The organism is Pseudoalteromonas arctica A 37-1-2, assembly GCF_000238395.3.
Taxonomy (GTDB): domain Bacteria; phylum Pseudomonadota; class Gammaproteobacteria; order Enterobacterales; family Alteromonadaceae; genus Pseudoalteromonas; species Pseudoalteromonas arctica.
Window position 1 is genome coordinate 2,945,147 of the sequence record NZ_CP011025.1, and the last position, 21,543, is coordinate 2,966,689.

Here is a 21,543-nt window from a genome sequence, read left to right on the forward strand (position 1 = left end):
TGAGCCATTTTTTATATGCGTTTTTCATATCGTAAACAATAGCTTTTAAGTTGCGTTACTACATCGTTAAAGCATACTTCAAGCTGCTGTATATATTCATTTTTAACTGTTTCGTTTTCTGCCTGTGTTTCTATCTGCTGGCATATATTTGCCAACTCAATAGCCCCCACAGACTTTGAAGACGATTTTAATGCATGGGCCTGAAAAGCCAAATCAACATAATTTTTACTCTTAGCATACGCATTAGCTAATTTAATTTGCTCCCCTGCCGTTTGTAAAAACGCATTAAACACCATGCAGTGCACAGTAGGATCATCACCAAGCATTGCTTTTAATAACGTGATATCTAGTTGATCAAAACTATCTGAAGCTATATTTTCACCATCAGATTTTTCTGATCGCGTGTTGACCACTGTTTGTGAGTGCTCCATCAATAACGACTTTAATTTAACAAGCTCAATGGGCTTGGTTAAAAAGCCGTTCATTCCACAATCATAACAATTATCTATATTGTTTTTGGTAATGTTGGCCGTAATTGCAATTATAATAAGTTTATCAAAATGAGTGTTTTCGCGTATTTTTTTGGCTAACCCTAACCCATTGAGTAAAGGCATTTGAATGTCGGTTAGTAAAATATCGAAGTGTTTATTTTGCAGAGTTTCCCAGGCTTGTTCCCCATTACTTACAAAAGTAGAACACACTCCAAGCATGGTTAATTGCTGCCTTAATACTTGCTGATTTGTAACCTGATCCTCTGCTACTAAAACCTCAAGCGTAGGGAGTGTTACTGTATCTAAACTTTGAAGTGTTATTTGAGGAGATTGCACTTGTGCTGGCAAATCAGTTTGATCAAAGCTGTTAAAGTTTAGTGTAAAACAAGAACCTTTGTGCTGCTCACTTTGCGCGCTTAAAGAACCCTGCATACGCTCTACCAGCTGCTTAGTTATCACTAAACCAATACCCGTACCGTTCACTTTACTGGTTTCGGCTCCTAAACGGTCAAAAGGTTTAAATAAGCGAGAAATATCATCAGGAGCAAATCCACATCCGGTGTCTATTACATCTATTTCGCATTGTTTATTACTTAACACGCGGCAATTTATATTAATGCTGCCATTTGGTTTGTTGTATTTAATCGCATTTGAAAGCAAGTTAAGCATCACTTGTTTAAAGCGGCGCTGATCAATATAAATACTCAACCCTTCTAAGGACTCGAAACCTTGGGTATGCAGTGTTATTGATTGCCCTTTAACAAGCTCAGTGACAAGCTCTACTGACTCCTCTAATATGCTTTTAATAGGCACATAAGAAAAACTAAACTGCATATTACCCGACTCAATAGACGTTAAATCAAGTACATCGTCTATAAGTAATAGTAAATGTTCTCCAGCTTGATAAATGCTTTTCGCGTTTTCTTTTTGTACTTTATTAGCACTCTCATCATATCCATACAGCTGGGCTAAGCCTAAAATTGCATTTAATGGGGTTCTTAATTCGTGGCTCATACTGGCCATAAAATCTGACTTTGCTTTACTTGCTGACTCAGCTTGAATTCGTAATACATTTAATTTTTGATGGTTATTAGCAACCTCATCAACCATGTTATTAAATGCACTTATTACACTGCCTACTTCGTTTTGTTGTTGTTTATCTATGTGGCAGTCAAAGTCACCTTTGGCTAAACGTGAAAACCCCCCTTTTAACGTCCTCAAAGGCGATGTAACCCTGTAATCCACCAGCCAAGCTAAACCTATAAAAACGATAACTAAAATAATAAATTGTATATATATTAGGATGTAATGAAGTTTTGAAGATTCGTTTATTTCATTCGTAAAATTAACAACCAAGCTAATATTAGCCAGCGGTTTATCTAAAAACACCACCTGCTGAGATAACAACATGTCGCCGTTTTCATTTGCTCCAACCCAGTTTTCAAGCGGGTATAATTGGTTATTTGAATCCACACCAACAATTTTAATACTTTTCCAGTTAGGGCGAGTTTGGAGTTGGCTGTCTATTTCTTCATATAGCTCTGCATACTGCCTAGTTAACAACGGAGTCGTTATAGAAGTCGATAACTGCGCTAAAGAACGCTGAGCAGCCTTTGAAAGCCCATCGTTTACCCAACGCGCTTGTTCAGGTAATGCGTAAAACATAAAAAGACAGGCCATAAGCAAGCCACAAAGCAATACAACAATAAAGCTTTGCGCCCTTAAACTACGAAACCCTCTAATTTTCAACATAAAATGAGCGCAAGCCCCACTGAGTTAACTGCTGATACTCTGCTAAAGTTGCAATACTAGGTTTAATAATTGGGATACCTGCAAGCAAATGTTTATGCTCTGCGCTTTGCCCAATATCTAAAATAGCTTGTTGCACTTTTAACTGTATTGTAGGGTCAACCCTTGGGTGGGCTACAATTGGATGGCGACTAATTTCACGCGTTTTATAAAGAATTTTAAGCTTATTTTGCAAGCTTTCTGGTTGTTGTTTAAAGGTGCCCATTACACCACCGCCCGCCATTGTTGAATGCAGTGCTACATTTAAATATACCGAAGGGTGGGTTTGAACATATACAGGCTTTATTGTTAGCCCATACAACAACGCTAAGTCGGCTCTCATTAATAATGACGCACCTAATGCATTAGGTGCAGGGAATGCTATTTCGGCGCCCTCTAGTTGGCTTAAATTATCAATACCACTATTTTTATTTACGAGCAAAATACCTTGCAGCTTTCGCCCTGCATCTTTTATTAGTGGCAAATACCCCTGTTTTTCATATGCTACAACACTGTGCCATGGGTTCATGTATGCAAAGTCGTACTCGCCATTAGCAAAGGCTTTTTCAAATACAGGAATAGACTCAACTGTAATTAGCTTTATTGTTACTCCTGTTTGCTTACTTACTTGCTTTAACAAAGGTTGCCAAATAGCATTTAGCTTTTGCGGCTCATATTGCGGCACTACACCAAAGGTATATTCTTGAGCCAATAAGAGTGAACTGTGCATAAAACATAATATAGCCACTAAATACTTCATCAATTCTCCAAATAATAGCGTGTCATTATTGTTTAAGCGTAGTTAAAGACTACTCAACACACCATAAAATTATTATATATTCGATATTTAGCACTGACCGGCTTTGATTACAGGTAGTTTTGGTGTGTATTTTTTATGTGTGAGCATTTGGTGCAAATTCATAAATGTGTTGTAAGTACTTTTCAATCCGACCTTATTGCTTAGCCAAGTAGGTATTGACCCATCAGGCAAAGCATATACTTGGTATTCAATATCAAGGCGGCCTTTGTCCTCACTAAGTAGCCAGCGAGCATTTAAAGTAGTAATTCTTATAACACCATCATTTTGGGGCAGCTCATTAGGGCGCGCATTAATAAGCAATTGGCTTTTATTTGCAGTTAACTGTGAATAACAAGAATGAGTAATGCTATCTCTATCTCTAACAGGCCAAGGAGAATTAAAATAACTGTACACTAAATTTTCTGATGGGCTTATGTGCTGAATAACCTTTACCTGAGATACATTTTCGAGCCATTGGGGTGCGGCATCGGTATCGCTAAGTAACTCTAAAAACTCATTGGTGGATACACCTTTCACGCTCATCTGCGCTTTCACTTCAAAGGTATTATCACTGTGGCTTTGATAATACACACTTACGCCATTTTTGTTTTTATACAAATGCCATGTTGGCTCAGCGTAAGAGTTAAAACTAACTGATAAAAGAATAACGAATAAGCACTTTTGCAACTGAATTTTATTACAAAAGTGCATCATTTATTTTTGCCAGTAAGGTTCTATGTCAAATGAAGCAAGGCGACTTTGCTCCATCGCACTCACCAAATATTCAGACTTTTGCTCAAGCCATGATTGGATTTTAGCAAGCTGTTCGTCTTCTTGCCCGGCACATAACTGCTTTAAATACTCAAGCGTGCTTAACTCATAAATACCATGAGAAATATCAAGCCAAGGCAATCTAAACTCTAAGCGTTCTTCTTTATCAAATAACGATCCTAAGCAGTTACCGCTCAGTAAACTATTTTCAAGTTGAGTGCGCAGGTTTAAATACGAAGCGACATCGAGTGTTTGTTCTTTTGGGAGCAGTTCGTGCAGATTTTTCCAGTCTTTATTAAAAAGCCTACTCGCAATGGAAGACACGTTTTGCTCAGCCGCTTGAAGCTCTATTTGCCCCCAATCTTTACGCCACTGTTTATCAATTAACCACGTAGTTAACGACAGTAATAAACGATTATAACGCGCGCTATGAAACAGTGCATTTATATCGTTAATGCTTGGCTGTAACTCTTTTAAATCACCAATGACTTGAGTAAGTGCTGGAGCTGCATTAATTTTTTTATAAAAAGCATGGCGTTTAGACGTGTACGTTTTTAATTGAATCGCGTTTTCTACCCACGCTAATTCGCTTAATAACCATTTAAGCTCTGTACGTAAATGTTCTGTACTTTCTTTGGATACTATATCGTCGTACAGCCAAAAAGTATGGCGTATTAGGCTAATGCCGTCAGTTACGCGTTTAAGCGTTTTTAAACTTGGCTTATCGAAATAGCATTGCTCATGCTTTTGCACAAAGCGAATGCCAAAGTTCATGGCTTCAACTAAAGCACGCTCTTGGGTAGTCGACTTTGGTAATTGAACAAAACCAATAGATTTGCTTGGTGTTAAAGGTTTTTCATCTGCAAGGCGATAACCACGCGCGGCCTTAGAGTATAATCCTAAACGGATACAGTTCTGGCTAACCAGTACATCTGCAAACGCAAACAACTCATTACGACTGCCCTCAACAAGCTCAATTTCAAGCTCGCTAATAATTTCAATTTTACCCGAAGCCGCAATTTCACCTTTATCGAGTACAACTTCAATTTTAGCGCCACTTTCGGTTTCAATTAACCAAGTACGACGAATAAAGTTAGTACTAAATATTGGATACAAGTTTTTTGAGATTGCGCTTATTTGCATGCCATGAGGCCAAATATCAGCATCAAACGCCATTAAATTAGGGCGACTTGATTCAATTGGTAAATTGTACTCTGGACGTTGGTGTAAACCACCTACAACTTCACCTGCAAGCTTTATAGTTTGCTCGCATTCGCTGTCAGAACAGCGAGTTCTGAAGCCTATGTCAAGCGCTCTAAGCTCTCGGCTTGGCGTGTCGTAGTATGCATTTTGTAAGCTGCGTGACGGTTTATTCTTCACCGTTTTTGCAAATTGAGTAATTAACGAGGGGATCAGTGGAATAACGGCATCTGATACCAAAAATTTCAGTTCTATCTCAGTATCCATTCGGTTTGCGGATTACCTTTAAAATAAATAAGTGCTCAAAATAAACAAAGCACACTAACAATGCAAATTTTTTAGCCTTATTTTAGTGCCTGTTGACCTTTGTGGATTAAAATTTGTTCTATCTAGAGGCAAATTAATCGCGGGGCGAGATTTGTAACCTAGTGGGCTAGGTAACTGCTACAGGGTTACAATATCAGTCTTGCTATTGAGCTATTTAATCCATACTATCTAGCTACTTATGTGAAATGAAAATCACGTTCATAACGGACGCAGTTAGATCAACAAGGTAGATAAATGCTAAAACATTGTTTATTAGGGCTACTTTTAACAGCCACCACATTTATGAGTTATGCAGAAGAAGCAAAACCTGCAAATTCAACTAATGCAAACACCGCTTATATTATCGATAATTTATATACTTTTATGCGCTCTGGTGCGAGTAAGAATTATCGACTACTCGGCTCTGTAGATGCTGGAACAAAGTTAACCTTGTTATCTGCTGAAGAAAACGGCTTTATAAAAATTAAAGATGATAAAGACCGCGAAGGTTGGATAGAAACTAAGTTTGTTACCAAAACGGCAGGCTTACATCAGCAGTACAAAACACTTAGTAACGAAATGAGTACTATGCAAGAAAATCTGCGCCAAGCTCAAATAGAACTTCCGCAGCTACAAGAGCAAAACCAAACTTTAACTGATCAAAACCTGCAGTTATCGGCCCAAATTACTAAGCTTAAAACAACGCTAGAGCAAGAGCGCACCCAAAAAGAAGCTGCTAGCTCAAAAGAGAAACGTCAGCTACTTACTTACGGTGGTGCTATTGCGTTTTTAGGCCTGTTTTTAGGTATTATATTAACAATAGTGTTGTCACGTCGTAAACGCTATGAAGGTTGGGCATAACCCTCCTTTCTATTGAATACAAAAAAGCCGCTTTATAGCTAACACCGATCAGTTAAGGTATTTTTGATCGGTTGACCGATCTTTTGGTTGCTTCACAATACCCTTATCATCTTTTGATTATGAGGGTATTTTTATGCTTAGTCATTGGTTACTTGATACAGATATATTCGCCACTCCTGACTATTTATCTACATTTCAGAAACATATCCCTCTTGAGTGGATTTCTAATGTGCTCGAGCAGACCGATAAAGCAAGTATTCGCAAACGTAAGTTACCTGCTGAGCTTGTCGTCTGGCTTATCATTGCAATGGGTCTTTTTCGCGACCGCTCTATTAGTGACGTTGTTGAGAAGTTAGATTTAACACTCACTGATACCCTGGGCGATACGGTTGCTCCAAGTGCTATTCCTCAAGCGAGACAGCGCCTGAGTAGCGACCCCCTCCAAGCCTTATTTCACCTATGTGCGGCCCATTGGACACAAGAAGAAGATGCTGATGATACGTGGTATGGACTCCGGTTATTTTCTGTCGATGGAACGCAATTTCGTGCACCTGATACACCTGCTCTTGCTGAGCACTTTCACTATATTAAGCACAGTAAAAACCGTCATACAGAATATCCTATTGTACGCCTATGCGCCTTAAGCTCCTTGCGTAGCCGGTTGATACACCACGTTGCCTTCGGGCCCAGTTATCAAGGTGAGGTGAACTACGCAAAGCAGTTATTTAGTCATGTAAGTGATAACAGTCTAACTATTTTTGACCGATGTTATCTCAGCGCTGAGCTACTGATTAATTGGCGTAAGCAACACCCACAGTCGCACTGGATGGTCCCGATTAAAAGCAACACGCAATACACCGTCATTGAATCTTACTCTGAGCATGACTTCAAAGTAGAAATGAGTGTATCTGCGCATGCCAGAAAACAAGACCCTTCGCTTCCTGAGTGCTGGCAGGCCAGACTGGTTCTTTATCCTGAGCCAATGGGGCCTGGAAAAATAAAAGGTCTGCTGTGCTCTTTGGATGATAAACAGGCTTTTGGTGCGCAGGCCATTCTTGATGTCTATTTCGAGCGCTGGGAAATTGAAAATAGCTATGGAGAAATAAAACACCAGATGCTTGAGGATAGTATTCTTTTGCGTAGTCAGACTGTAGATGGAGTCAATCAAGAGCTATGGGGTATATTGCTAGCCTACAATTTAATTCGAGTTGTAGTGGTCAATAAAATTTGGCCACAGTTTTAGAGTCTTTGTATCTAATCTCAGATTCATTTGGCGCTAAACCAGCATTATAATGATGCGGTCTAACGTTGTTGTAATATCCGTTGATATAATCACTCACACTATATTTAGCGTCTATAAAATTCCCATATCCAACCTTTGGCATCCATTCTGTTTTAAAGCTTCTAAAAAATCGCTCCATTGGCGCATTATCCCAACAATTTCCGCGTCGACTCATGCTTTGTGTGATTTTATAGCGCCATAAACGTTGGCGGTACTTCAAGCTCGTATAATGGCTTCCTTGGTCTGAGTGAAACATCAACCCACTTGGTCTGCCTCTGCTTTCGTAGGCTAACTCAAGCGCTTTTAGCGTTAAGTTAGAATCCGGCGACAATGACATTGCCCAACCCACAACTTTACGCGCAAATAAATCAATAACGACCGCTAAATAAGCCCAGCGATTGCCTATCCAAATATATGTAACATCACCGCACCACACGGTATTCGGTTCAACAACATCGAACTGCCTATCAAGCAGGTTTGGGATTTCAAGATGTTCATTACCGCCGCGTTTATATGAATGTTGAGGTACTTGGCAGCTTTCTAGCTTTAATTTAATCATTAGCTTAGCAGCACGATAACGGCTTAATTCAAAATCGTTATTCGTTGCGATTGCCGCGATTGTCCTCGCACCTGCTGAGCCCCCACTCATTGTATGTATGGCTTTAACTTCAGCCTCTAACCTTACTTGCTCTGGTGTCGGTGTCGTATCCCGTATAGCCCAGTATTTATAGCTGCTACGATGCACATTAAATACACTACATAGCACACTAATTGGGTAACGCTCTCGTTGATTTAATTTCTCAATTAACGAGAATTGTTCAGGGAGTCGGACATCAAGAGAGCGGTAGCCTTTTTTAATATATCCTTTTCTAATTCAATGCGTTGGATTTGCTTTTTAAGTTCACGGATTTCAATTTGTTCGGGTGTCATTGGTGAAGCCAATGGTGACTGGCCATTACGTTCTTGCTTTAATTGAGCAACCCATTTACTTACGGTTGATTTACCAACACCCATCGCTTTGGCTGCTTCTTCTTGTGTATAACCTTGGTCAACTACAAGTTGAGCCGTTTCTAATTTGATTGCAGCGGAGTACGTTGCACGGTTTAATTTTGTCATTTTTTTCACCCAAATTTGTATGCAAATAGCATAACATTTCTTTCTTAATGGGTGGCCAAAATCACTGTACCACTACAAGTAGAGATAAGTCGAATAGCCAAAGAGGCTAAAGTCTCCCCGCTGAGAATTAGTTTTGTCATGGCTTTGCGGGATATACAGGATGAGATACTCTGGTGTGCCATCGCTTCGCCAGGTTCAATTCCAAAGAAATTAAGGGCAATGCGAGAACGAGTGAAACGTTATATTCTTCCAGAAAAAAGAAAACGGCCCAAAAGTAGGACCGTTCGAATTTCAAAAACTCGGTACACCATTAAGTCAAAGCATGCTTAACTGAATGGCGTTAGCTTTATAGCGGCTTTTTATTTTCTGTATTTTCATGCAGTTCGAGTTTTGGTGCACTCATACCTTTGAGTAACCGACCAAATATATCAGCACCGGTAATAATGCGCTTCACATCACTCCACACTAACACCACGTCGTGATCAATGGCCCCATCAAACGATTTATCTAAAGAATGACTAGCCCGTATTTTTAAAATAACTTCACTCAGGCGCATCGCTTCATCAGCAACAATAATAGGTCTGTGACAATAATGATAAGGGTCGAACGTCTCTGGTTCAAACAAGGCTGAACGTAAAAAGCCGTCAGCATCTACCACTAATAAAGGCCAACCGTCTTCATTGGTAATGATCACCCAGTTATAACCTGACTTATGTAGTTTTCGTAAAAACTCATTATCAGTCGTTAATGTAAGGTCTGGGAAAATAGGCAAATCAAGCTTAGTAGGCAAAGCAATAATAGAGTCTGGATCAATTACTTCACCCTCTTTGGTTACGCTTATTTCATCTAAGCTAAAAAAGTTAAGCGCGCCTATTCCCTCAACGTGCTGAACATCAGCCTCTTCTGCTTCTATGTGTTTGCGAATAATACCTCTGAGCTCACTTTCAGCAAAGTACGTAATCCCCTCTTTACCTAACCATGCATCGAGAATTAAAGCCGTTGGCTTAGCAACTACATAAAACAGAATCTGATAAAACTTAATTAGCGGCGAAAGTAGGCTCGCCATTTTTAGCGCATTACGCGAAAAATAAGCCTGCGGTGTTATTTCACCAATAATAGTAATTGCGATAGTTGAGAATAAAAACGAACTTGCGCCCATTAATACCGAATCAGAAAGTAGTGTAAGTAGTACGTTAATACCTACGTTGCCCCACAAAATAGTCGATAATAAAAAGTTAGAGTCGTTTCGAAGGGCCATCACTTTTATGGCCGCCTCGTTCCCTTTTGCACTTTCCATTTCGAGCTGAAGCCTACTTAGTGAAAAAAACGCTAAGTTTAAGCCCGAAAATATTGCCGATTGTGAAATACACAAAGCAATTGCACACCAAATCATGACTTCAAAGGTCATTGTATTTTCCTGTTAGTAATACCAATCCGCAATAATACTTAATCAATTTGAGGGGTTAGATCTGACGCTAACTACGTTAAAAATTTCTGATATAGAACAACTAAATAACGAAATTTTTGCCTTGTTATCGACACAATTTTCTTCCCTCAAAATAGAGCACATAATTAAGCGAATTGGTATAAGGCTTATAAAAGCAATAAACTGCCTAAACCTAAAAAGGTAACAAACCCAACAATATCGGTAACGGTAGTTAAAATTACCGAGCCAGATAACGCAGGATCAATTTTCATTTTGTCTAAAATAGACGGAATAACAACACCCGCTAGTGACGCAGCGACTAAATTCAATAATATGGCTACCGTAATCGTAATACTGAGCATTAAATCGTTAAACCATAAGAAGGTAAGCAGGCCTATTACAAACGCCCATACCAAGCCATTTACAGCGCCAACACGTAGCTCTTTTTTAAGTAACGCATTGCGGTTTGAATCTGTAACCTGTCCGAGCGCTAAACCACGCACAATAACGGTTAATGTTTGACTACCTGCGATCCCGCCCATAGAAGCAACCACTGGCATTAATACAGCTAGTGCTACAACCTGTTCTATAGTTGCGCCAAATAAACCGATGAACCAAGACGCTAAAAAGGCAGTAGCTAAATTAATACCTAACCATATGCCACGGTTTTTAGCACTTTTTCGCACACTTGCGAACAGGTCCTCGTCTTCACGTAAACCACCGGCTTTAGCGGCTGCTTCATCAGCAATTTCTTGTCGTAATTCATAAGCAGAGGCAATGGTTAATCGCCCAAGTAATTTGTTATCAGCATTAACCACTGGCAGTGCCATTTTTTCACTGTGGATCACCACTTCTGCCGCTTCATATAAATCATCATCAGCATGGAGCGATGAAAAGTCATGATTTGCCAATGTCATTAAGTTATCGGTGTCGCTGGCTTTTATTAAATCATTTACCGCAACCTCACCTATTAAACTACCCTTGCGGCTTACTAAATAAATAACTTCACTGTATTGCGGTAAACCTTTATGTAGCAATTTTTTAGCACCACCGGCTGTTAGCTTCTCCGATACTTTTAAAAAGTCAAAACCTAACCAGTGACCAAGTTGTTCTGGCGGGTATTGCTGCGCTAAATCATATTGTTTGGTTTGCGCTTCATCGAGTTGCTTTTTTGCATACTCAACAAATCGCTCTGGTATAACTTCTTCAAGTTCCAGTAGCTCTTCTACATTAACCTCATCAAGAAGTTTAAAAGCCTCAGTGTCTTCTAGTGTTTGCAGCAACCACAAGCAACTATCTTCACTTAAATTAACAAAAATTTCGTGTTGCGTGTCTTCGTCAAGCAACTGCCAAATTTCAAGTCGTTGTTCTTTTGGTATCGCCTCAAAAAGTAATGACAGGTGCTCTGTTGAAAGCGTTAACTGCGCATCTGCTAATAATTTATTTTTGCGTTCTGTTGTATCGCATTGCAATAAATCATTTATGAGCTGTGGAAGTTGGTCTACCGGATACTCAATCATCTTAAAACCTTAAAATTTAAAAGCGCACATTATTTATAGTCTACTTGAACAATAAAAAATTGCAGAAAAAACGTGAACTTATTAAGCATGCGCAAGCTATTTTTGCGCATTGTATGGGCAAACTAAATGCAGTACTAATATTTATTTTAAAAAATTAAAAAAACAGTAAAAGGAATTATTTTTAAGGGATTAAACAACAAGTAAGCAAACCAAAGGGATTACTTATAATAAAAAAAATCCCATATTAGCTAGGCTAATATGGGCAAAATCACACAATGAATTAGGTGTTTTTAAATTACGGTTTGTGCTTTAAATTAAAGTCTATCAGTAATATTTCGTACTAAGTCAGAATCTACAAATTGAGTAATAAGTGCAGCGCCCCACGCATAGCCACGCTGTATTGGGTAACCTTTAAAAATCCAGCGTTTACGCACGTGATTAAAGCGCTCTAAATAGTCTTGCTTTTTTTGAGGCAGAGGTTGCTCGCCCAATTTATTCCATGCTTTATATACACCTGACATGTCAGATCCTCGCATAAAGCGTTGCAACCAGCGCGGAAAACGTGAAAAGCTAATAGTTGACTGAAAATCAATAAAATAAGGTTTACCGTCTGCGCCACATAAAATGTTACCCATATTACGCAAGTCTAAATGCACGATACCTTTACGATGCATTTTTGCTACTTGACGCTCAAGCTCGCTAAAAAAGCTTACTGGTAGCGTTTTATCTTCATGAATTAAAGCGCGCAGTGGTGTGCCTTCAATATAGTTATAAGCTACGGCTATCGGCGATAGTCTACAAAAGCGGTTAGCGACTGCATCAAGCTCAGCTAAACGGCTCAATCCTTTATATTCTTGGTTTACAGATAGTCGCGCAAATGTTTTGCGGATAAATAACGGGCTTTGGCTAAAATCTTTAACAATTAAATCAAATTCATTATCTTTATATCGATACACAATCGCGTTAGCAAAACGTCCCTTATGGACAACACTTAAGTGATGTTGCATAAAAGTATGTTCTGGATATTGCTGCTGTAATTGTACTAACAAATTATTTTCAATCATAACAAACCTAACAAGATGATAACTTTAATTGCCTAGGCAACTATATTATCAAAGTTAGATTCTACGCACAATCAGATCAACTAATTAGCACGCTAACTTTCTGTTGAAACAGTATCGCTATTTTATTGATAATCTATTTGTGGGGGGGAATTTCGGGTAATGTATCTAGATTATTTATAGCTTTAAATAGTAAGTCTATTATTTGATTTTTTTCTGGCTCTGAAAAACCATTTAATGCTTGAGCATAGACTTCGTTTACTACAGGCATAATTTCAGGACAAAGAGCTTTACCTTTTTCACTTAAACACAAAATAGTTGAGCGCTTATCAAGCTCACATTGCGTTTTAATAATGAGTCCTTTTTCTTCAAGTCGGTTTAGTAAGCGGCTCATAGCGCCACGATCATAAACCATATACTCGCAAAGTCCTGCAAGCGTATTAACCGACTCTCTCGCAAGTAGTACTACCACAATATATTGCGCAGAAGTTAAGTCCATAGGAAGTAACTTGGCATCAACATGAATGGCTAATCTCGAGCGTAAAAAAGACACTAAACGCCCCAAGTCTTGCTCTGGCGCTAACTCTTCTCGAGTACAACGTTTAATTGATGGCATGTTTTGCATGGTTATTCCACTGTATAGGTATATTTGCATGCTGATAGACCTTAACACATACAAAAAATTCAATAATTTTTATAAAAACTAAGCAGCTAAAACTAAGCCACAAAAATAAAGCCGCTATTAGCGGCTTTTACTGTAAAGCTTTAAACTTTGTTAAATTTTAAACTGGCCAACAAGCTGGCCTAAGTTTTCACCACGCGCAGCTAAATGCTGGCCTACCGAAGAGGTAGTTTTGCTTGAAATAGTTAGTTCATTAACGATTTCTTGAATGGCAAATACATTACGGTTTATTTCTTCTGTAACGCTACTTTGCTCCAGCGCCGCTGTCGCAATTTGCGTACTCATGTCGTTAATTGATCTAACTGAGGTTGTTACCGCACCTAAACTTTCTGAAATAGCACGAGACGATTCTACTGAGCGATTACAACTATTCTGACTCGCTTGCATTGCGGCTACAGCATCCGATACTAAATTATGTAACTCACTCAACATTTCACTAATCTCTAATGTGCTAACTTGAGTACGACTTGCTAAGCTTCTTACCTCATCAGCAACAACAGCAAACCCTCGCCCTTGCTCACCTGCTCGTGCAGCTTCTATTGCAGCATTAAGTGCAAGTAAATTTGTTTGCTCGGCAATTCCACCAATTACGCTTAGTACACTATTAATCTTTTTAGATTGATCACTGAGTGAATCAACTTGTTCTGCGGCTAGGTTTATCTCGCCCATTAGGTTAGACACCTCACTGAGTGAAATATCAACACACTCTTGAGCTTTAGCAACTTCTTGCGTTGCCGCTTGGGTTGACTCTGCCACTTGATTCGTATTTTGAGCCACCTCATGAGAAGTAGCCGACATTTCGGTAATAGCCGTCGCAACAAGGTCTGTTTCATGATTGTGATTAAGTAGTTTGTCTTCAATTAATCGTGTTTGTGTATTTATATCACTAGAGGCTGTTTTTACATCGTGTGTTACATCAACCACATTGGCAATAATGCCATGTAGCTTACTTACAAACATATTAAATGCTTCGCCAAGTTGGCCTATTTCATCGTTAGTATCAATGTCTAAACGTTTGGTTAAATCGCCCTCACCTTTAGCAATGTCGTCAAGGCTTTGCGCCATACGCTGTATTGGTTTTACCATTGTATTTGCGGCAACTAACGCACATATAATAGTTAACACAACCCAAAATAAAGCAATTAGCAATAAGGTCACTACCTTATCATTCATGTGCTCTTGCATTGCTGTTTGATATTTAAGTAGTTCTGCGTCTATATCATCCATATATGCGCCAGTACCAATCATCCAGTTTGTACCTGGGATCATTGCTGCATAGCCCATTTTTTCAACTAAGCCTGTGGTATTTGGTTTTTGAAAATGATAGTTAAAAGCGCCACCGCCTTTTCTAGCTTGATCTAATAAACCCACTATTATTTTTTTACCGTTAGGGTCAGTCATCCCTATTTTGTTTTGCCCTTCAATAGCATCACCTAATAATGCATGAAAAACACTAACGCCATTTGTGTCGTATATAAAAAAGTAACCACCTTGACCAAATGTTAAATCTCTTAAAGCGTTTTTAGCATCTTGCTCAGAGCCATTTGCTATTTGATAGCGCACAATTTTACTGGCAATTTCCACCTCGGTGCTTAGCAACGTTTGTTTGTCACTTATTAGTTTAGTTTGAAATGCTTCAAAATTTTGTTGCTGATTTTTATTCTCTAAATAATAAGAACTCAGCATCAAGCTAATCAAAAGTAGCATTAAGGGCAATATAGCTAATAACAACAGTTTGTTTTTCAAGCTTAAATTACTCATTATTTCTCCGGGGTATATAAATGCATATATAGCGACAATAGCCAAAAATTAAATTACGGCTGTTTACATTGTTTTATTGGGTTTAAAAGCATAGTAAATAAAAACAAATTGGTGGGAGTAAACTCATACTATGCTCAATTAGCAGATATTATAGTCACAAGGAAGGTATTTGGACACTAAAAACACTGAGACCTTCGTATTAATTAATATATAATTTGCCACTCTTTCATTAGAGATTTAAAGTTCTAGCAGCTGCATTGATCTAAACTTAATTTTATAGCGTACTAAGACGACTAATCACCAGCTATGTAATGAGTTAACGCAGGACTCATGTTAGTATTGATTTTAGGTTCATATAAATAATGAACATATAGATATTAAACTTCCATTAACATATAATAACCCTATATTACTAATACCAAACAACTAGAAAATCGGAACGCATCACTTTGAGCCACAGTTATAATCTAATAAAAATGAATTATTAATGAAATATATTTTATACCTTGCACTTTTAGTGTCTGCTCATGCATTATCAGCACCTGTAAATAATAGTATCGCTTTTTACTACTCAGCGCCGATGCCATTAGCCGAAATGACCTTTTATTCTCGCGTTGTAGTCCAGCCTGATCTTGTGACTGAGCACGAACTTAATTGGTTTAAACAGCGTAATATTGCTGTTTATGCTTATTTAAGTGTTGGTGAGTCGTTTAATCAAAGTGAGTCATCACTTAGCATAAACCCCAACTGGAATAGCCACATTGCGGATTTAACATCAGCACATTGGCAACAATATATTGCAAATAGCGCTGCAGCATTAAAAGCACGTGGCTTTAGCGGCTTATTTTTAGATACCCTTGATAGCTATCAGCTATTAGATGCTACACACAGTAAACCCGATCAACAAGCTGGGTTAGTCACCATAATAAGCTCACTATCTGAGACTTTTGACAAGCACCTTATCCTCAACCGGGGCTTTGAGTTATTGCCTAAACTCGCTAATTTAGCCAAAGACTTAGTTGCTGAGGGTTTGTATAGCCACTTTAATCCGACCGACAATAGCTATAAACTGACCAACAAAAACGACCAAGATTGGCTAAGCGCACAATTAAAAACAGCACAAGACTTAGGCCTCAACGTCCAAGTTATTGATTATGCAAAGCCCGATAATCGCCTCGCTATGGCACAAAATATTATAGACGCCGGTTTTAATCCATGGGTAACCGATGGTCACCTGCAAACATGGGGAACATCATCTATTACACCAGTGCCTAGGCGCATCCTAATTCCGTACAACAGTAACGTAAAGCCACTCATTTACACTACCGTCCATTTAAAGCTTGCGACCATGATTGAGTATTTGGGGTACATACCTGATTACATAGATATGGCAAAGCGCGATTTACCTTTGGTTGACCCTAGCTTACATGCTGGTATTATTTCGTGGACCTCAAGCGACGCATTTTACACTCCAACACTTACCAATTGGCTTGAAGCTAATTTAGGTGTGGTGCCAGAGCTTATTTTAGGCGAGTTACCACAATCAACTAAATTATTATTAAGCTTGGGTATTGAGTCGTTAAACACACTGCCTGAAGGTCCATATAAACAAGATAGCTTTGCACCATGGCTCAAAGGAGAATCCACAACACCTCCCCCTATTGTTAAACCATACTTACTCAAATTAGCAACTGATGCGACTCCTTTAATTACAATAAAATCATCGGATGACACAATAGTTGTACAAGCTGCTAAAACTAAATATGGTGCAGTCGTAGTTGCTCCTTGGCTAATTGATACATTTCCGATGGAAGGCAGTAAATGGGTTATTGATCCACGTACACTACTAACTCAGGCTATGGGACTACCGCCTATATTAGTGCCAGATACAACCACCGAAAGTGGCAGGCGAATGCTTACGCTGCATATCGATGGAGATGGATTTACAAGTGTTGCCCATTACGAAGGTAAGCCTTATTCAGCAGAAGTGATTCGAGATGAAATAATTAAACGCTATAAACTGCCTTTGACGTCATCTGTGATCCAAGCTGACATTGAAGAAGGCGGTATTCACTCTAAACAAAGTGCCAAACTTGAAGGCATTGCACGTAGTATTTTTAACCTACCTTACGTAGAAGTTGCTTCGCATACTTATAGTCACCCCTATTTTTGGACAGCACTGTCTGGGCGAAAAAAAATAGATGAAGACGACACCGATTACGGTTTTCATCTAGATGTACCTGGCTACAACACTATCAGCCTTAAAAAAGAAATTACAGATTCAATAAAGTACATTGATGAAAAGCTCACACCTAAAAATAAAAAAACAGTGATGATACTTTGGTCTGGTGATGCAACTCCTGGTCCTAAAGCACTTGAACTTGCTCGTGATGCAGGTGTGTTAAATGTCAACGGTGGTAACACTGATGTAAATGCCGATAATCCTAGCCTTACACATATATCACCTATTGGCCGACCTGAGCGTGATTTGCTGTATCAAATTTATGCCCCCATATTAAATGAAAATGTTTACACAAACCTATGGCATGGCCCTTATTACGGCTTTAGACGTTTAACCGAAACTTTCGAAATAACAGAAAAACCATATAGGTTAAAACCTTACACTATTTACTATCACTTTTACTCAGGCGAAGTTCTTGCGGGTTTAGACGCTCTTAAACACAACATAGATTATGTTTTAGCAAGACCAAATACGCCTGTGCATTTAAGCCATTATGCAAAAGTAGCAAAAGATTTTTACTTTTCTGCACTTGCAAAAAACAATAATAATGAATGGTTATTTAGCTCAAAGTACATTCGTACTCTACGGATACCTACCGATTTTGATGTGCCAAACATAGCTCAAAGTGAAGGTGTATCGGGTGTAACTGAAAAAGGTGACTACATACACGTTATAAATAACATAGCTCGCCTTAGCTTTGATCACAGCCAAAATAGTAAAAAACCTTATTTAGCGTCTGCAAATGTTGTTATTAATAACTGGCAAGTTAACGGGCCTGTTAGTTTTAAAGCGTGGGTACCCGCTTCACTTGATTTAATGAATGCACGCTCTTGCGAATTTGTATCTAATTTGGGTGAGCACTTTAAAGGTGTAACACGCGCTAATGTGACACACTTTAATCTGCCAAAGGGTCAATTTTATGGTTATCTTAACTGCAATGGAGTCGCTCGATAATGAATGCTAAAAAGCGCCCTCAGTTAATTTCTGTAAAAACAATATTAGCAATATTAGCTGTAAGTTGTTTTGCACTTTATGCATTATTTCCTCACACCTTATTTTTTGAAGATGATGAACTTTCACAAGATTATACCTTTGAAAAATCGTACCTTAATGCAGCGCTCAACACAGAGCCCGACAACGAAAAGCTACGCGCAAAATTAGTTGAGCTGCATATAGGGCTTAGTGAGTATTCACAAGCCACTAACGAGCTTGAAAAACTACCTAGAGGTGAGCGCAAAGCGACGCTTGAAATAAAGCTGTTTTACTCATTATGGCTAGCAAGCGGGGCTAATATTGACGACCGTTTTGAAGAACTATCTTTAAAAATAGGTGCTCATAAAAATTGGAACGAACAAATACTAACTATTGCAAAAGCAGTTGGGTTAAACGCAAAAGTTGCTCAGTACTATCAAAAAAATAAACAGCCACTCCTTGCAGCCGATTACTGGTTAAGCTCAGGGGAACCTGACAAAGCACTCGCAATTTATAAAACAAATATAAATGCTGACATTGCAGCTAAAGCGATTGAAACTGCACTGGGCGCAAATAACCCGATTCAAGCTTATGCATGGTGGAAAACCTATGGTGACAAAGCCGATGTTAAACGCACCCTTTATTTAGCTAACCTAGCTGGCAACACAGAAGATGCAGCTCAAGCCATTGAAAGCTTATTAAAAGCTGAGCCAAATAACACCGACTACTTAACAAAAGCAATGCACCTACGTTTAGCAAATGGAAATGCAAAAGGGGCAGAACAATTACTCGCACAGTTATTACTACAGAGCTCAGATGACAAAGAGCTACATTTATTAAATTGGAAGATAAAGCGCTGGCAAAACAAGCCTAAAGAAGCACTTCGAGAATTTAAGTGGCTAATGTCTAACAAAGCCGTAACTCCTGCGATGCTTACCGACAGTATTAACGATGCCACCGCTTTATATTTATACCAAGATGCTAATGATATATACGAATATAAAGCTCAAAACAGAAGTCTGAAAGGCAATGGTTTTGCTAATTGGATGCAAGCTAACGAATTTATTGGTAACACAAAGCAAGAGTTAAACAATATTGAACGCTTTGAGCAAATAAATGGTAAAAGTGCATTATCACAATATTGGAAAGCAAAAGTACTTCACGATACTGGTAATTTAGAAGCGCTAAGAGCCCTGTGGCCTATATATAAAGGGCCTAAAAATGAAGAAGACTTACTTTGGATTGCCCGCGCATTTTGGCTAAACGATGACTTTGCTACAGCTCTGCAAGTACTAAAAAGTAAGCAAGAAAGTTCTGATGATGAGTTTTGGAGCGCCAATGTAGATATGGCTACGCGAGTCCAAGACAAAGCTCATGAGCTATATGCATTAGAGCAGTTACAAAAAATAAGCCCTTTAAGCGTAGGCGACATGTTGCACTACCAACAATTACGCTTTGAAGGTCGGCCTCAGGAGCTTCTTGATTATTTATGGAAAAGTGCGTCGCAAACTGACCGTCAATTGATTCAAATTGCATTATTAAGTACACAAGTAAATGATGCTAAATCAGTTGCACGTATTCATGCTGAACTTGATAAGCAGCGCTACAATAAAGCCCTCTACCCTGCTTGGTTAATTCTTTCAAATTGGTATCAAAACCAAAGTGATTTAAATTCAGCTTATACAACTTTAAACCGCGCTGCTAAATTAAGCGAATATGACTCTGATGTTGTGCTTGCACAAGGTTGGTTAGCGCTGCAAATGCATGACACTGTAATGATTGGCCGCATTTTAGCTCGCTATTCTCAAAGCGATCCTTCCTATGCGTGGACCCAGCTATTAGCAAGCTTATCTATTTATGATAAATCATATAACAGTGCTTACTTTTATTTGCGTAAATTAGCCATTGCAGATCCAAGTGACTTAACAACACTGGTTAACTTAGCCGATGTAATGAAACAACTTGGCTACTATGCAAATGCTGCTGAACTTAATCACTATTTACTGCAACACTTACCTAAAGATAAATATGCATACAGAGGCTTAATGTTCCGCTGGGCGGGCGCGATGGCTGTTCCTCATTTAATGCAATTAAACACAATGGAAGAACTTGCCCCCGACACTATTGGTGAGCCCCAAACAAACTGGTGGTTAGCGCGCAGGGCTGCACAAAAATTAGAGCCATGGCAAAAACTACAACTTTATATGACCAACGGCGAATTTAATAAAGCGAAACAGCTTATAGCTGAAGGTTCACTAAGCAAATTAGATGAGCTAAACGCCCTACTCTATTTAAAACAACCCTATGCCACCATGCAACGTTGGTACGAAGAACTCACTGGCGAGGCAAATGAATCGCAATTGAGTTTACTCAGAAATGCACGCGCATCCTATTTTAGAGCGCTTGAAATAAACCTATCGCCAGAGGCTGGTTTAAACAGTAGCCAGTACGATGTAAACGTTTATTTTCCTTATGCTAATGGGCAATGGAAATTAAGTTTAAGTAATCAGCAAAATCTTGATAACAACGGATTACTGTTTGCGATAGAAGATAAGATGACATTTGGTCGTTGGTATTTTGATGCAAAAATAGATTCTCACCAAGGCAGCTTAGTTAGCCGTCAAGGTTTTAGCTTGGACTCTCGTTATCAATGGGATTCGCGTACACAGGTAGGTTTAAAGCTTGAATATAATGTTGAAAACCGTCAATCAGAAGCGCTACTTAGCTATGCTCAGCTAGATAAAGCCACGGCCTATGTTAACTACAATATTGATGGTAGACAAAACGTACAGCTATCAGCAGCAGCGATGTCTTTTTCTCGAAGAAGCGATGGAAGCTCACTAATAAATGGCCAAGAATATAATGCACGTTACCAATACAGCATTTTAAAAGACCGCCCAATTTGGAACGCTTATTTTAGTGCGCAATGGCAAGACTTTGAACGTGTAAATGCATTAATAAATACAGAATCAAGACCTCTAAGAGTTGACCTTCAACCATTTAGACGTTTTGCACTAGGGACCTCATTTGCTTCAACTGGTTCTTTAGAACCTCCTTATTTAGGCGCAAGCCCTTCATGGTTATTTGATATAAGTACTGGCTATCAAACACTTAACGATACAGTAGATGTATCAGTTTCAAGTGGCGCTGGTTGGTCTGTACTGGGCGATGATTTATTTAAATTACAACTGGGTTACCAAAGTAGTAATAAAGTGGGTAACTCAGATACACAATTACAATTAGGTTATTACGTACATTTTTAATG

The 21,543-nt window shown here is 38.8% G+C and carries 13 protein-coding genes and 2 pseudogenes; 5 read left to right on the forward strand and 10 right to left on the reverse strand.

All coding sequences use genetic code 11. From position 1 onward, the window contains the following. Positions 1 to 11 precede the first annotated feature (11 nt). The 4 genes from PARC_RS13315 to PARC_RS13330 form a co-directional block, all read right to left on the reverse strand. Complete coding sequence (locus tag PARC_RS13315) at positions 12 to 2,243, reverse strand: ATP-binding protein (protein ID WP_010555506.1); 2,232 nt, start codon at positions 2,241 to 2,243, stop codon at positions 12 to 14. Next, complete coding sequence (locus PARC_RS13320) at positions 2,230 to 3,039, reverse strand: phosphate/phosphite/phosphonate ABC transporter substrate-binding protein (RefSeq protein WP_010555505.1); 810 nt, start codon at positions 3,037 to 3,039, stop codon at positions 2,230 to 2,232. Before PARC_RS13320 ends, PARC_RS13315 begins: the two co-directional genes overlap by 14 nt. 87 nt (positions 3,040 to 3,126) lie before the next feature. Next, on the reverse strand, positions 3,127 to 3,792 hold the full coding sequence (locus tag PARC_RS13325; protein WP_010555504.1) for an START domain-containing protein: 666 nt from the start codon (positions 3,790 to 3,792) through the stop codon (positions 3,127 to 3,129). Next, entirely contained in the window at positions 3,793 to 5,316 is a 1,524-nt protein-coding gene (locus PARC_RS13330) for a CYTH and CHAD domain-containing protein (RefSeq protein WP_010555503.1), read from the reverse strand. It lies immediately after the preceding gene. A 294-nt stretch (positions 5,317 to 5,610) separates the two neighbouring features. Here PARC_RS13330 and PARC_RS13335 point away from each other — a divergent pair, with 294 nt between their 5' ends. Next, complete coding sequence (locus PARC_RS13335) at positions 5,611 to 6,216, forward strand: TIGR04211 family SH3 domain-containing protein (RefSeq protein WP_010555502.1); 606 nt, start codon at positions 5,611 to 5,613, stop codon at positions 6,214 to 6,216. A 133-nt stretch (positions 6,217 to 6,349) separates the two neighbouring features. Next, positions 6,350 to 7,426 (forward strand): annotated as a pseudogene (locus PARC_RS13340) (IS4 family transposase); the annotation flags it as partial. 7 nt (positions 7,427 to 7,433) lie between these two features. Here PARC_RS13340 and PARC_RS13345 read toward each other — a convergent pair. Continuing rightward, positions 7,434 to 8,614 (reverse strand): IS3 family transposase gene (locus tag PARC_RS13345; protein ID WP_444547554.1). Its coding sequence is split into 2 segments (ribosomal slippage): positions 7,434 to 8,371 and positions 8,371 to 8,614, totalling 1,182 coding nucleotides; the frame shifts between segments, so codons are not numbered across the junction. 81 nt (positions 8,615 to 8,695) lie between these two features. On the opposite strand from PARC_RS13345, the pseudogene PARC_RS21795 reads away from it, so the two are divergent. Next, positions 8,696 to 8,944 (forward strand): annotated as a pseudogene (locus PARC_RS21795) (IS4 family transposase); the annotation flags it as partial. Positions 8,945 to 8,960: 16 nt separating this feature from the next. Here the strand turns inward: PARC_RS21795 and PARC_RS13355 are convergent. The 5 genes from PARC_RS13355 to PARC_RS13380 all read right to left on the reverse strand — a co-directional run bounded on the left by PARC_RS13355 (position 8,961) and on the right by PARC_RS13380 (position 15,064). Beyond that, the gene (locus PARC_RS13355) at positions 8,961 to 10,022 is read right to left on the reverse strand and encodes a DUF21 domain-containing protein (protein WP_007584829.1); all 1,062 of its coding nucleotides are present in this window, start codon (positions 10,020 to 10,022) and stop codon (positions 8,961 to 8,963) included. A gap of 185 nt (positions 10,023 to 10,207) precedes the next feature. Then, entirely contained in the window at positions 10,208 to 11,560 is a 1,353-nt protein-coding gene (locus PARC_RS13365; RefSeq protein WP_007584828.1) for a magnesium transporter, read from the reverse strand. Positions 11,561 to 11,874: 314 nt separating this feature from the next. After that, positions 11,875 to 12,624 (reverse strand): RIO2 family protein, encoded by a 750-nt coding sequence (locus tag PARC_RS13370; protein WP_007584826.1) that lies wholly within the window; start codon positions 12,622 to 12,624, stop codon positions 11,875 to 11,877. A gap of 133 nt (positions 12,625 to 12,757) precedes the next feature. Beyond that, positions 12,758 to 13,276, reverse strand: coding sequence for a MarR family winged helix-turn-helix transcriptional regulator (locus tag PARC_RS13375; RefSeq protein ID WP_238142549.1), 519 nt, complete (start codon positions 13,274 to 13,276; stop codon positions 12,758 to 12,760). Positions 13,277 to 13,396: 120 nt separating this feature from the next. After that, positions 13,397 to 15,064 (reverse strand): methyl-accepting chemotaxis protein, encoded by a 1,668-nt coding sequence (locus PARC_RS13380; RefSeq protein WP_010554456.1) that lies wholly within the window; start codon positions 15,062 to 15,064, stop codon positions 13,397 to 13,399. A gap of 487 nt (positions 15,065 to 15,551) precedes the next feature. On the opposite strand from PARC_RS13380, the gene PARC_RS13385 reads away from it, so the two are divergent. Further along, complete coding sequence (locus PARC_RS13385) at positions 15,552 to 18,260, forward strand: bifunctional glycoside hydrolase/polysaccharide deacetylase family protein (RefSeq protein ID WP_010554455.1); 2,709 nt, start codon at positions 15,552 to 15,554, stop codon at positions 18,258 to 18,260. Beyond that, on the forward strand, positions 18,260 to 21,541 hold the full coding sequence (locus PARC_RS13390; protein ID WP_010554454.1) for a tetratricopeptide repeat protein: 3,282 nt from the start codon (positions 18,260 to 18,262) through the stop codon (positions 21,539 to 21,541). Before PARC_RS13385 ends, PARC_RS13390 begins: the two co-directional genes overlap by 1 nt. Positions 21,542 to 21,543 lie beyond the last annotated feature (2 nt).